The sequence below is a fragment of the Streptomyces endocoffeicus genome (assembly GCF_016741935.1).
Taxonomy (GTDB): domain Bacteria; phylum Actinomycetota; class Actinomycetes; order Streptomycetales; family Streptomycetaceae; genus Streptomyces; species Streptomyces endocoffeicus.
On record NZ_JAERRG010000003.1, the window covers coordinates 160,420 to 172,979 of the forward strand.

Below are 12,560 nucleotides of genomic sequence, written 5' to 3' on the forward strand. Positions count from 1 at the left end.
CTTCTCCTCTACTTCCGGCGTGCGGCGAGCGCGTGGACCGTGCCGTCGTCCGTGAGGGCGAAGACCCAGTCACCGCTCAGGGAGAGGGCCGAGGCCACTCCCGCGCCGAGGTTGTACGAGGCGACCTGCGCCCCGCTCGCCCGGTCCAGGACGAGCAGTCGGCCGTCCCAGGTCCCGACGTACACATGGGACTTCGTCACCAGCGGGTGCATCGTCGGCGAACCGGCACCGGCCGAACAGCCCATGGCGACGCGCCACTTGTCGTCCAGCGGACTCTCGCCCGCCAGATAGCCGGACTTGGTCTCCCACACCGGCTTCGACGGATCGGCCGCGCTGGTGTCGTAGGCGCGTACGACACCGTCCCGGCCCGCGACATAGGCGGTGTCGCCCCATACGGCCGGGCTGGTGAGCGGGGCGGGCCCCGGCTCGCAGGTGCTGTTGCCGCCCAGCTTGGACTCCCAGGTCACCGCGCCCGTCTTCGGGTCGTGCCCGCGGACGCCCCACGCCGTGAACGTCACCAGCTTCGCCTCGCCCGTGGCCGGGTCGGTCAGGACGGGCGAGGAGTGGCTGTCGATGCCGCCCGCGGTGTCCTTCACCCACTTCTGGGTGCAGGTCGCGAGGTCCATGGCGATGACGGAGTTGCTCGACATGGAGTGCAGATAGGCGGTGTTGGAGCCGGGCTCGCGGATCACCGTGCTGTGGGCCTGTCCCCAGGAGAACGCGGCGCCGAAGCCGCCGGGCAGCGTCCCGCCGGACTCGGCGTCCCGGCAGCGGACCGTGCCGGCGTCCTGGTAGACGGCGACCGAGCGGCGGTCCGCGCCCCCGAGCGTGAAGACGCTGACCGGGCCGCCGGCGCGGCCGTAGCGGCGCACGGTGTCCCCGTGGGTTTCCTCCCGGTCGATCGACTGCCAGGCGATGCGGCCGTTCGCCGCGTCGAGTGCGTAGATCCGGCCGACGCCGGTGGTGAGATAGACCTTGCCGCCGTGCAGCGTCGGCGCCGACTCGGCGTCTCCGTCCAGGTAGGTGCGCCACAGCTCACGCCCGGAGGCGATGTCGTAGGCGAGCATCATGCTGTACGGCGAGTCGAAGGCGCGGGAGGAGACGATGAGTTTGCCGTCCGTGACCACCGAACCGTTGAGGTTGAACTGCTCGCCGGTGTGGCGGGCCCACTTGAGGTCGAGCTTCGCTCCCGGCTCGTCGCCGCTCGAGGACCGCCCGGCCTCGTCGCCGCCCTGCCGCAGCCAGTCCCTGCCGGTCCTGGGCTTGGCGAGCTCGGAGTCGCGCACGATCTCGAAGGTGTTCCGCACGGTGGGGAACCGCTTGCCCCTGGTGTCGTACGCGATGGACTCGGCGGTGTACGTGCCGGGCCGCAGCTCCGGCAGCGTGCCGCTCGCCCGGGTCCAGGCGCCGCGTGCGTCGGGGCAGGGCTCGGGCTTGCCGCCGGGCGGGGTGTAGCAGTTCTCGACGCCTGGGTGGGACGCCCCCTTGCCGAAGGGCATCGTGGTCCGCTTCACGACTTCGCCGCGGTCGTCGCGCACCGTCAGCGTGGCCTTCGCGGGCGTGCGCCCGTCGTCCTCCGCGTACGCCTCGACGGGCACCGCGGTCTTGTCGCCGTGCACGCTGCCCTGCGCGGGGCTGACCAGCGCCGCGTCGTCGTCGATGTCGAACTGCCGGTGGACGCCGGTCACATGACCGGTGTCCTCGTTGCGGCGGGTGCGGGGGTCGTCCGTGATGGCTTGGAAGTCGAGGACCTTGTAGTCGGGGTGGGCGCCGTCGATCCCGTAGGTGCCCTGGTTGTTGATCTCGACGGACCGTTTGAAGGCGCCGCGCCGGAACTCGGCCTGCTGGTTGTGACCGGCGGCGACCATCCGTACGTCGTACTTGGCGAGTTCGTCGATGGTCGGCTGCATGCCGGCGCCCGGGCCCCACTGGGTGAACAGCGAGCGGTGGGCGAAGACGAACACCTGCTTGCCGACCGCGTGCCGGGCGAGGTCCCGGCGCAACCATTCGAGCTGCGGCTTCAGTCCGCTGGAGTCGTAGTTGTCCTCGAGGACGACGATGTGGCGGCCGTCGCGGTCGAAGCTGTACCACTCGGGGGCGAGGTTGCGGCGGTAGTACTCCATGCTGCCGGCGTATCCCTGGGAGGTCGCCGTGCCGCCGAAGTCATGGTTGCCCATCACCGGGTAGAAGGGGTGGCCGAGCCGGCCGTCCTCCAGACCCTTCATGAACATGTCGTACCCGCCCTGGCGGCGCGGCTCGTCGGCGTAGTCCGTGACGGTGAGGTCACCGGTATCGATCTGCATCGTCGCGCCGTCGACCTCGGACATCGCCTGGACCTGGCCGGTCCACTGGGGCAGGGCGTTCCGGGCCTGGTTGTCGGATGTGTTGCTCACCTCCGTGTCGGAGTTCATGACCCACTTCTCGGTGGGGTTCGAGGCGTTGCGGTCGGGTACGAGCGCGAAGTCCACGTCCTTGCCACCGGTCTCGGGGACCTTGTGGAAGAACTGCGGGATGTAGTCCTTGCGCAGGGCGGGCGTGTATCCGTCGGGGGAGACGATGCTGACGAGGTCGGTCTCCCGCCGCTTCGGGTCCATGCTCAGGCGGTACGAGCCGTCCGCGCCGGTCGTGGTCCACCCGGCGCCGTCGGTGACGTCGATACCGGGCATGGGCCGCTCACCCGTGTCCCGCTTGCCATTGCCGTTGCGGTCCTTGAAGACGGTGCCCTCGACGGTGACGGTGTCGACCGGATCCGCGCTGTTGTCGGCGAAGGCCGCCTGGGGCGCGAGGAAGGACAGCGCCACGACCCCCGCGGCCGCCAGCTGCCACCGCCGACGGACGCGGCGCAGTCCGCGGACGAGGAGCGGCAGTCGCCAGGCGGCGAGCAACAGTACGGCACCGCCGGCCGTGCCGAGCACGACGGTGAGCCAGGGGAACGACGGCAGGGCGTGCGCGCCGTGGACGTCGACGAGCGGGGTGGCGGCGGAGGCATCGACGGTCGTGCCGTCGAACTCGGTGACGACCTGGGCCAGTCCGGCCTTGTCGATGAGCGGGCTCAGGTCGAGCGCGTCGACGCGGCAGCTCCACGCCACCTCGATGACGACGCCGCCGGGCACGCCGCCGTGGTCGCCGGGCACGCCCGAGCCGGTGGCGGGGCAAGGGGCCGAGAGCATCCCGGCCGCCCACTCGCCGGCCTTCTCGGGAGCGACGACTGAACTGTGCACGATGAGACGGCCGCTGGTGACGTGGTCACCGGGCGCGACCACGAGTTCGGCATGCTCGCGCGTGACATGCGCGGACGCGGTCTGGGCACCGATGCCCAGCACGAGAAACAGCAGCGCGAGGGCGAGCCCCGCCGCTCTGTGTATGGATTTCATAAACGCGGACGCTACTGATCCGCTATCGGTTACTCGTTGGTAATGGTCTTCTTCACATGGCGGCCCCGAAGTGTTCAGCGTCCCGTTCGCGGCTGTTGGGGCATGCGGGGCGCATATGACGTGCCATCAGCGCTTTCGTGCCCTCACCGCGGGGTGGTGTGCTGGGTATGGAGGCGGTCCAGCAGTTCCGCGGCGTTGGTCATGTGGTCGCCCACGGCCTTGATCACCGCTGCGACGTCCGCCGACTCGATCGCGCCGACGATGTCGGAGTGCTCGTCGACGGCCTCTTGCGGCATCGAGTAGTGCCCCTCGAGCCGGGCCAGACACATCCGCGTTTCGACCAGTAGTGTCCTGCTGGTGCGCTCGAGGCGCTGATTGCGCAGGCACGCCACCAGCATCTCGTGGAACCGCATGTCCGCCGCCGTCAGCTCGGCCGGGTCGTCCGCGGTGACCGCGGCGCCCGCTGGCGGTCATGCCCCGCTGACCTCCGGCCCCGACCTGGCCGCCGACTGATGGCGCCTGTGCCGCGTCGGCCCCGCGGCGGTTCATGCCTTCTTTCCGCGGCGTCTCGTCACGGCCAGAAGCTCCGCCGCGGGGCCGACGGGGACACGTCCCGAAGCCCAGACGGCGCGCAGATCACGGCGTAGATCGAGGCCCTCGACCGCCACCGACACCAGGCGGCCATCGGCGAGGTCGGCCCCCACCGCGAGCTCGCTGATCACTGCCGGGCCGGTTCCGGCGATCACGGCATTGCGCACGGCGGTCGCCGACCCCAGCTCCAGGAGCGGCAGCGGTTCGCCCACGCCGGCCTTGCGCAGCGCCTGGTCCAGGGTCTCGCGGGTGCCCGAGCCGCGTTCGCGCAGCACCAGCGGCGCGGCCACGAGCTCGGCGACGCTCAGCGGGCGACGGCGGCGCGTCCAGGGGTGTCCCGGGGCGACCACCACGAGCAGCCGGTCGCGGGCGACCTGCCGGGCGGACAGCCCCGCCGGGGCCCGCGGTGACTCGACGAACCCCAGGTCCACCGCTCCGCTGCGCAGCAGCTCCGGAACCTGCTCGCTGTTGGTCACCTGGAGACCGACGTACAACTCCGGCCGGGTGCGGCGCAGCTCGCCGATCCAGCCCGGTACCAGACACTCGGCCACCGTCATGCTGGCCGCCACCCTCAGCTCCGCGTCCCGCTTCGTACGCAGCGCCTCCGTGCCGGTCAGCAGCCCCTCCATCTCCTGTAGGACCCGCTGCGCCCAGCCCGCCACGGCCCGGCCCGCGTCGGTGAGCTGCGATCCCCGCCGCGTCCGGGTCACCAGCACCAGGCCCAGCCTGCGCTCCAGCACGGACAGCCGCTTGCTCGCCGACGGCTGCGTGAGACCGAGCTCCGCCGCCGCACCGCTCAGGCTCCCCACGTCTCCGACCAGGACGAGCAGCCGCAGTGATTCCGGATCCGGCAACTGGCTCATAGCCCCAGGGTATGGGGCGGACCCGGTCGGCGGTCATTCCCCTTGGCTATGACCTCCTCGCGATCTCGGGGCTACAACCGTGGTCCGGAGCGCAGCAGAGTCAAGGCCATGAGTGAAGATCTGGACTGTCCGGTCCCTGCCCGGCCGGAGCCTGATGCCCGGCCGGAGGCCGAACCGGCGCGGGCGTCCCGGCCCGCCGTGGCCTCTCTCGTACCCGGTCTGGCCCTCGTCCTGGCTCTCGCCGTGGCGGGCACGGCGGTGGGGAAGATGTTCCCGCTCGTCGGCGGCCCGGTGGCCGGGATCGTGCTCGGTGTGCTGCTGGCCGCGCTGAAGAGACCAGGAGCGCGGTGGCGTCCCGGTATCGGTTTCGCCAGCAAGTGGGTGCTGCAGGTCTCGGTCGTCGTCCTGGGCTCGCAACTGTCGCTGGGCCAGATGGTCCAGGTGGGCGTCGGCTCGATTCCGGTGATGATCGGCTCGTTGGTGGTCTGCCTGACCGCCGCGTACGGCATCGGCCGGTGGCTCGGCATCGTCGGGGACCTGCGGACACTGATCGGCGTGGGCACGGGCGTCTGTGGCGCGTCGGCGATCGCGGCGACCGCGCCGGTCATCGGCGCGGCCGGGGTCGAGGTGGCCTACGCGGTCTCCACCATCTTCCTGTTCAACGTCGCCGCCGTGCTCACCTTCCCGCTGCTCGGCCACCTCCTGGGGATGAGCCAGCACAGCTTCGGCCTCTTCGCGGGGACCGCGGTCAACGACACGTCCTCGGTGGTCGCCGCCGCCACCAGCTACGGCCGGACCGCGGCGGACTACGCGGTCGTCGTCAAGCTCACCCGCAGCCTCATGATCATCCCCATCTGCCTGGGACTGGCCTGGCTGGTGGGACGCCGCGACCGCGCCGCGGCGGAGGCCACGGACCGTCCCCGGCTTCGGGTGGTCAAGCTGGTGCCCGTGTTCCTGATCGGCTTCCTGCTGATGACCACGGCGAACAGCCTGGGTTTCGTCCCGGCCGCCGCCCACCACGGACTCGGTGAGCTGTCGGTCTTCCTCATCACCGTCGCGCTCTCCGCGACGGGCCTGTCCACCGACCTCGCGGCACTGCGCCGCACCGGCCCCCGACCGCTCATCCTCGGGGCCTGCCTGTGGGTGGTGGTCTCGGCCACCAGCCTGCTTCTCCAATTCCTGACCGGTTCCTTGTGAGCGGGAGCCCGGCCGTGAAGTCGTGGGAATGGCTCCCTCCTGCCGAGGGCGGGCAGGAGGGAGCCGGAGGGGAGTTACGCCATGCGTCGGACGTACGCCATGCGTCGGACGTCAGAGGGTTTTGTCGAGCGGGACTCCGCCGAGTTCGCGGATGAACTCCTCGGCCCGCGGCCATGCGCCGTAGCCCGCGGCCGGGTTGAGGTGACCAACCGGTCCGACGTCCACCAAGCGGCTGCCCCATGCCCGTGCGAGGTCGGTGACGCGCTCGAAAGTGGCCAGGGGATCGTTCGTGCTCGCCGCGACGATGCTGGGGAACGGCAAGGGCGTCCGCGGGGTCGGCGTCCAGCCGTTCGCACGCAGGGCTTCCGGGGTGGGGTAGCCCTCCGGCAGTGGCGTCTCGAAGTCCGGCGGCGCCGCCAGCAGTGCGCCCAGGACCGGACGGTGGTGTCGTCGCGCCCAGTGCACGGTGGTCATCACCCCGGCGCTGTGGGCGACCAGCACTACCTCGCCGGAGATATCCGACAGCACCGCGTCCAAGGCGGCGACCTGGGCGTCGCAGGCCAGCCTGTCCTTCTCCAGCGGCGACACCGAACGGCAGTTTTCGATCTTATTGGCGAGGATGGTCTGCCAGTGGTCCGGCACATGATCACGCAGTCCGGGGACGATCACGATCGTCGGTGACGGGGTGAGATTCATGACGCATACTCCGGGGTCGGGAACGCCGGGTCGGGGAGCAGCCCCATCCGGCGCAGATCTTTTTCGTAGGAGAACCTGCCGATGGCGAAGGCCACGCTGCCCGCGAGCGCGGTCAGCGGGACCACCTTCAGCGCGCCGAGCAGACCCCAGTCGTCCGCGAGCATGCCGGTCACCGCCGGCCCCGGGGCAAGCCCGATCAGACTGTTGGCCAGGGTGAGCGTGGCCATGGCCGTCGCCGCGATGTCGGCTGGGGTCAGCCTTGCCACCATGGCAGCCGCCGGGCCGGAAGCGCCGCCGACCACCAGCGTCCCGGCGGCGAGCACGATGAGCTGCGGCGGCCCGGTCGGCAGCTGGAACGCGGTCGTCAGCAGAACGAGCGACGCGAGGCTGCAGGCGATCGCAACGGTCCACTTCCGGATCGCGGCCCCCTTGCTGAGGCGGTCCGCGACGACCCCGCAGAGGATCATTCCAGTGCCGCTGATCAGTGCAAACCCCCCGGCAGCCAGTCCGGCCTTCGCGGTAGGCAGGTCGTAGTAGCGGTTGAGGAAGCTGGGCATCCAGGCCAACATGGCCGCCATGATGAACATCTGGGCCCCGCTGCCGATGTAGGCGCAGATGACGGAGACCGAGGAGAACAGCCGCCGCAGCTGGGGCCCGAGGGGAGGGCGTTCACCGGACTGGCCGCTGTGCTTGCTCGCGGCCGACCCGAGCCTCTTGTCGGTGACCACGAAACCGTAGACAGCGGCCAGCACGAGTCCGATGGCCCCCATGACACCGAACGCCCAGCGCCAGCCGTACGCCTGGCCGATGACGCCGCCGACCGACACGCCCAGCACGGATCCGAACGACCCTCCCGCGATGAACGCGCCGGAGAGCGTGGCCCGCAGACGGACGGGGAAGACGCTGAGGACCACCGCGATACCGACACTTCCGTAGGCCGCCTCTCCGACGCCCACGAGGAACCGGCCCGCGAACATCTGGCCGTAACTGGCGGAAACGGCGCAGGCCAAAGTCGCCAGACTCCACACCACCGCGGCGATCACCAGGCTCTTGGCCCTGCCCCACCGGTCCGCGAGGAGCGACAGGGGGAAGGTGAGCACACCGACCATCAGGGCCACGATGCCGCTGAGCGACCCCAACTTGGAGTCGGAGAGGAGCCATTCGGCCTTCAGCTGAGGAAAGACGGCGTTGAGGACCTGTCGCGACATGTAGTCGGACAGCAGAAGCCCGAAACTCAGGGCGAACACCAGCCAGGCATAGCCGCGGGACACGGCCGGTGTGACGGGAGACGTCTCCGGCAACCTCGTGGCAGTCGTTTGCGGTCCCATGGTCGTCACCTTTCCGTCGTGGGCCGGGGCTTAGAACGTTCTGTCACCAACGATTCCGGCGCGCTCCATCTTGCGGACGGCGGGCCAGTAGTCCTGGACGGCGTAGTGCTGTGTGGAGCGGTTGTCCCAGATGGCGAAGCTGTTGTTCTGCCAGCGCCAGCGCACCTGGTACTCGGGGACGGCCGCCTGGCTGATCAGGTAGTTCAGGAGATGGCTCGCCCCGGGTGCGTAGTCCTGGCCGAAACGCACGTTCTCGGGCGTGTGGTAGTTCACGAGGTGCGTGGTGAAGGCGTTGACGAAGAGGATCTTCTCGCCGGTATCGGGATGGGTACGCACCACCGGGTGCTCCGGGTCCGGGTACTGGGCCTTCAATTGGTGACGCCGCTCCATCGGCATGCAGGCGCCGAAGGTCGCCTCGATGCTGTGGCGTGCGCGCAGGTCGGCGATCTGCGTCTTGATCTGCTCGGGCAGCTTGCGATAGGCCTCGGCCATGTTGACCCAGATCGTGTCGCCGCCCACCTCGGGCCCCTCGACGCAGCGCAGCACGGCTCCCATGGGTGGGCACTCCCGCCAGGTCGCGTCGCAGTGGAGCGCGTTCTCGTAGTGCTCGGGCTTGCTGTCCAGGTCCTTGTAGATGCGGACCAGCCCAGGGTTGTCCGGGTCGCTGCCGAGCACCGGGTGGTCCTCCAGCGGGCCGAAGCGCGAGGCGAAGGCGATGTGCTCGGCACGGGTGATGTCCTGGTCGCGCACGAACAGGACCTTGTGCCGCAGCAGCAGTTTCCTGATCTCGGCGAACAGGTCGTCGTCGCGTGCGGCGTCACCGAGGTTCACACCGAAGAGTTCGGCGCCGATGGTGCAGGTCAGCGGCTCAACGGTGAGGGAGGTACGGAGGACGCTCGGGCGCACCAGGGCAGGCGCGTCGTCTTTCGCCGCGGGGATGGTCTGGGGCATGGTGTTCACTCCTGGAATGACTGAGGGGGGCACGGAGTGCTCAGAGGACGAAGATGGAAGATCCCGTCGTTCGTCCCGCCTCCATTTCGCGGTGTGCCCGCACCGCGTCCTGGAGGGCGTAGCGCTGATTGATCTCGATCTTGATGCGGCCGGACCCGACATGTCCGAACAGCTCACCCGCCAGGGCGGCCCGTTCGGCGGGTTCGGCGATGTAGTCGGCCAGCGCGGGCCGGGTCACGAACAGCGAGCCGTGGATGGCCAGTTGCATGGCGTCGAGCGGCGGGACACCGGAGGCCGTGCCGAAGCACACCAGCAGGCCGCGGCGCCGCAGCGACGCCATGGATCCGGCGACCGTGTCCTTGCCGACACTGTCGAAGACCACCGGGACACCCTGGCCGTCGGTCAGCTCACGCACCCGCTCGGCCACGTTCTCGCGGCGGTAGTGGATGATGTGGTCGCAGCCGTGGGCGCGGGCGATCTCGGCCTTCTCCTCGCTGGAGACCGTGCCGATGACGGTGATGCCGAGCAGCTTCGCCCACTGGGAGAAGATCAGCCCGACACCGCCGGCCGCCGCGTGGAGCAGTACGGTGTCCCCGGACTCGAGCGGGTGGATCCGGCGCAGCAGATAGGCCGAGGTGAGGCCGCGCATGGTCATCGCCGCGGCGGTCTCGCAGTCGATCCCGTCCGGCAGCTTGATCAGCGAGTCGGCGGGCATGACCCGCTCCGTGCTGTAGGCGCCCAGCGGGCTGCCGGTGTAGGTCACGCGGTCACCCTCGGCGATATGCGCCACGCCCTCGCCCACGGCCTCGACCACCCCGGAACCCTCGACACCGAGCCCCGCGGGGAGCGGCACGGGATACAGCCCGGTACGGAAGTAGGTGTCGGCGAAGTTGAGTCCGACGGCGACATGCCGGACACGTACCTCACCAGGACCTGGGTCGCCGACGGCCATGGCCTCCCACCGGAGTACCTCGGGGCCTCCGGTTTCGTGGAAGCGAGTGGCGTGTGCCATGAATTGCTCCGTTGCTCGTGTGCTCGTGTGCTCGTGGTGTGGGGTCAGTTCTCGACGTCGCGCAGCATGGAGCCGCGCCGGCCGGGACGGCGGTTGGGCACCATGCCGAGCTGGGCCAGGGTCTCGTCGGTGTCCGAGTACCACTCGCCGATCTTGTAGATCTTCTTGGCTTCCGGTCCGGTGGCGATCTCCCGGCCGAGCGCGTTCGCGATCTGGACCATCTGCTCGACCTGCGCCACGGACGAGATCCGCTCGCCCTTGTGGCGCCACAGGTTGTCCTCGTTGCCCACCCGCACATGCGTGCCCAGGGCGATGCCGATCGCGTTCATCGGCGCCACCGCGCGCATGGAGGCCTCGACCGTCAGCACCGCCCCGTCCGGGACGCGGCGGATGAACTCGATCAGGTCGGCCGGGTGCCGGCCGGTGAACCCACCGCCGATGGCGACGAGGTTGAGCACCAGCGGGCCGTTGTACACACCCTTGCGGATCAGCCGCTCCACGGTCTCCAGCTGTGACAGGTTGGCGAGCTGGAAGTGCGGCTGGATGCCGCTGGCCCGGAGCCGCTCGAGGTGCTCGAGGTAGAAGTCCGGCCCGGCCTCGACCACCATGTCCCGATAGGCCTTGTAGTACGTCGGCTTGGCGATCGAGGTGCCCTCGATGTCCTCGTCGTCGAAGAGCTCGACGATGTTCATCTGGTTGGTGTTGATCGCGATCGTGACCTGGTCCGGATGGGGGGTGATGTCGGCCAGCATGTGGCGGGTGTCGTAGCTGAGCCACTTGGCGTCGCCACCCTCGTCCTCGGGGGCGAAGGAGATCGACCCCCCGATCTGCAGGACCATGTCCGGCACGGCCTCGCGCAGCCGGGCCATCAGCTCGTTGAACATGGACATGCGCTTGGAACCGTGGCCGTCCAGCTCGCGCACATGGATGTGCAGAACCGTGGCGCCGGCGTTGTAGCAGTCGACCGCCGCCTGCACGTGCTCATCCATGGTGAGCGGGAGGTCATCTGCATCGCCGGGCAGCCACTCCGGCCCGTAGGGCGCGGCCTGGATGACCAGCTTCTCCTGGTTCTCCGGGTACAGGGAGTCATCGAAGAAGTGCACGGTCCATCTCCTTTGTCGGATGGCTTCACCCGCCGCGCCATCTGCGTCACTGCCCGCGATGCGAGAGCTGAGCGGGACGGCGGGGATCGAAGCGGGATTGCGGATGGGATTCCCGGGTTCGCCAGGGGCCCGGATACGATCAGCGGGGTCCCGGCGGGGAGCATGCGGCCGCGGACGGGGTCTCCGCTCGCCCTGGTGAGGCCGACGGTGTCCGTTGCGGTAAGGCAACGTTAAGGGCCGGTTACGCCACCCGCTTTACCGTCGGTGACATCCGACTTATCACTTGGGGACCGCGACGGATCGCCTGGTGGTCACTCCTCGCCCGAGTGCGGCTGCCTCGTTCGCCGGTTGCGCCACTCCCTGGGGCTGCAACCGAACCGCTGGCCGAACCACCGTGAGAAGGCGCTCGGCGCGGCGAACCCCAGCAGCCCGGAGATCTCGGTCAACGAGCGGCGCTGGTTCGCCACGAGCTGCTCCGCGAGCTGAGTGCGCGTCGCGTTCAGGAGGGAGGAGAACGACTCGCCCGAGGCCGACAGATGCCGGTGGACGGTTCGCCGGTCGACGCCGAGGCTGGAGGCGACCTGCTCGATCGAACAGCGCCCGGTCGGCAGCAGAACTTCGATCAGCTCGCGCACGCGGTCCGGTACGGTCGTGTCCCTCGAGACCGCGATGGAGTCGAAGTACTGCCGCGCGTAGGTGTGGAGCAGCGGATCCGACATGGGGTTGGGCACGTTGAGATCACTGGCGTAGAAGACGATTCCGTTGAATTCCCGGTCGAATTCCACCACCGGGCCGAAGGTGCGCCGATGTGTCCCGGTGTCCGTCGGCGCGCCGTGGGTGAAACACACGGACACCGGCAGCCACCGAGCGCCGAGGAAACCGCGGAGGACCTGGTGGAACACCCCCACGGCCAGCTCCATGGCCTGGCGGGCCGGCACGGCCTCACCACCCGGCTCCAGCGCCACTTTCAGGGTGGCCAGGCCATTCGCCTCGGAGAGCCGGCTGTGGAGCATCTCGTTGTACGTGTACTCATGGCGGACGAGAAGCTCGAGCGCGCTCCGGACATCCGGCTCCTCGCGTATGACCAGGCTGATGGGGCCGAGGTTGGACAGGCGGCGGCGCTCGGCCAGGAGCAGGCCGAAGTCCTCGCGGTGCGAGGCCGCCGCCGAGAGCTCGAACAGCTGGGTCACGGCCACCCCGGAGATCCATCTGTCCTGGACCGCGAGGCCGACGGGGTCCAGACCCACCCGCTTCATCAGGCCCCGGGGGTCGATGCCGAGCGACCGGCTGAGCTCGATGTAGCTGTTCAGCGCCGCGTTGCGGACGAGGGGCTTCATGGGCGCACTCTAGGGGTCGTCCCCAATTGGTAAGTCACCTGTCACGTCAGGTCAAGCGGTGCGGTGCGGCGCGACCTAACGTTGCACCACCGCGAGAGCCCGCCGCCC

The 12,560-nt window shown here is 69.7% G+C and carries 10 protein-coding genes; 1 reads left to right on the plus strand and 9 read right to left on the minus strand.

The window, feature by feature from the left end; genetic code table 11:
- Positions 1-8 precede the first annotated feature (8 nt).
- The 3 genes from JK364_RS10880 to JK364_RS10890 all read right to left on the minus strand — a co-directional run bounded on the left by JK364_RS10880 (position 9) and on the right by JK364_RS10890 (position 4,828).
- Positions 9-3,374 carry an outer membrane protein assembly factor BamB family protein gene (locus tag JK364_RS10880; protein WP_230991758.1) on the minus strand — a complete coding sequence of 1,122 codons (3,366 nt, stop codon included), beginning with the start codon at positions 3,372-3,374 and terminating at the stop codon, positions 9-11.
- Between the two features lie 143 nt (positions 3,375-3,517).
- Complete coding sequence (locus tag JK364_RS10885; RefSeq protein ID WP_201850705.1) at positions 3,518-3,787, minus strand: FCD domain-containing protein; 270 nt, start codon at positions 3,785-3,787, stop codon at positions 3,518-3,520.
- 132 nt (positions 3,788-3,919) lie between these two features.
- Entirely contained in the window at positions 3,920-4,828 is a 909-nt protein-coding gene (locus JK364_RS10890; RefSeq protein WP_201850107.1) for a LysR family transcriptional regulator, read from the minus strand.
- A 108-nt stretch (positions 4,829-4,936) separates the two neighbouring features.
- On the opposite strand from JK364_RS10890, the gene JK364_RS10895 reads away from it, so the two are divergent.
- Entirely contained in the window at positions 4,937-6,025 is a 1,089-nt protein-coding gene (locus tag JK364_RS10895; RefSeq protein WP_201850109.1) for a YeiH family protein, read from the plus strand.
- Positions 6,026-6,136: 111 nt separating this feature from the next.
- Here JK364_RS10895 and JK364_RS10900 read toward each other — a convergent pair whose 3' ends face one another.
- The 6 genes from JK364_RS10900 to JK364_RS10925 all read right to left on the minus strand — a co-directional run bounded on the left by JK364_RS10900 (position 6,137) and on the right by JK364_RS10925 (position 12,452).
- Positions 6,137-6,721 carry an RBBP9/YdeN family alpha/beta hydrolase gene (locus JK364_RS10900; protein WP_201850111.1) on the minus strand — a complete coding sequence of 195 codons (585 nt, stop codon included), beginning with the start codon at positions 6,719-6,721 and terminating at the stop codon, positions 6,137-6,139.
- On the minus strand, positions 6,718-8,049 hold the full coding sequence (locus JK364_RS10905) for an MFS transporter (protein ID WP_201850113.1): 1,332 nt from the start codon (positions 8,047-8,049) through the stop codon (positions 6,718-6,720). The genes JK364_RS10900 and JK364_RS10905 overlap by 4 nt, the downstream gene beginning before the upstream one ends.
- A 30-nt stretch (positions 8,050-8,079) precedes the next feature.
- Positions 8,080-9,000 (minus strand): TauD/TfdA dioxygenase family protein, encoded by a 921-nt coding sequence (locus JK364_RS10910; protein ID WP_201850115.1) that lies wholly within the window; start codon positions 8,998-9,000, stop codon positions 8,080-8,082.
- 40 nt (positions 9,001-9,040) lie between these two features.
- A complete protein-coding gene (locus JK364_RS10915; protein ID WP_201850117.1) occupies positions 9,041-10,012 on the minus strand; it encodes a quinone oxidoreductase family protein in 972 nt (323 codons plus the stop codon).
- Between the two features lie 44 nt (positions 10,013-10,056).
- Positions 10,057-11,115, minus strand: coding sequence for a beta-keto acid cleavage family enzyme (locus JK364_RS10920; protein WP_201850119.1), 1,059 nt, complete (start codon positions 11,113-11,115; stop codon positions 10,057-10,059).
- A 311-nt stretch (positions 11,116-11,426) separates the two neighbouring features.
- Entirely contained in the window at positions 11,427-12,452 is a 1,026-nt protein-coding gene (locus JK364_RS10925) for an AraC family transcriptional regulator (protein WP_201850121.1), read from the minus strand.
- Positions 12,453-12,560: the final 108 nt, after the last annotated feature.

What these genes read in the sequence shown, in the direction of transcription:
- JK364_RS10905 (WP_201850113.1), bottom strand. Translation starts at nt 8,049, where the DNA reads ATGGGACCGCAAACGACTGCCACGAGGTTGCCGGAGACGTCTCCCGTC.
- JK364_RS10880 (WP_230991758.1), bottom strand. Translation starts at nt 3,374, where the DNA reads ATGAAATCCATACACAGAGCGGCGGGGCTCGCCCTCGCGCTGCTGTTT.
- JK364_RS10895 (WP_201850109.1), top strand. Translation starts at nt 4,937, where the DNA reads ATGAGTGAAGATCTGGACTGTCCGGTCCCTGCCCGGCCGGAGCCTGAT.
- JK364_RS10900 (WP_201850111.1), bottom strand. Translation starts at nt 6,721, where the DNA reads ATGAATCTCACCCCGTCACCGACGATCGTGATCGTCCCCGGACTGCGT.
- JK364_RS10910 (WP_201850115.1), bottom strand. Translation starts at nt 9,000, where the DNA reads ATGCCCCAGACCATCCCCGCGGCGAAAGACGACGCGCCTGCCCTGGTG.
- JK364_RS10925 (WP_201850121.1), bottom strand. Translation starts at nt 12,452, where the DNA reads ATGAAGCCCCTCGTCCGCAACGCGGCGCTGAACAGCTACATCGAGCTC.
- JK364_RS10915 (WP_201850117.1), bottom strand. Translation starts at nt 10,012, where the DNA reads ATGGCACACGCCACTCGCTTCCACGAAACCGGAGGCCCCGAGGTACTC.
- JK364_RS10890 (WP_201850107.1), bottom strand. Translation starts at nt 4,828, where the DNA reads ATGAGCCAGTTGCCGGATCCGGAATCACTGCGGCTGCTCGTCCTGGTC.
- JK364_RS10885 (WP_201850705.1), bottom strand. Translation starts at nt 3,787, where the DNA reads ATGCGGTTCCACGAGATGCTGGTGGCGTGCCTGCGCAATCAGCGCCTC.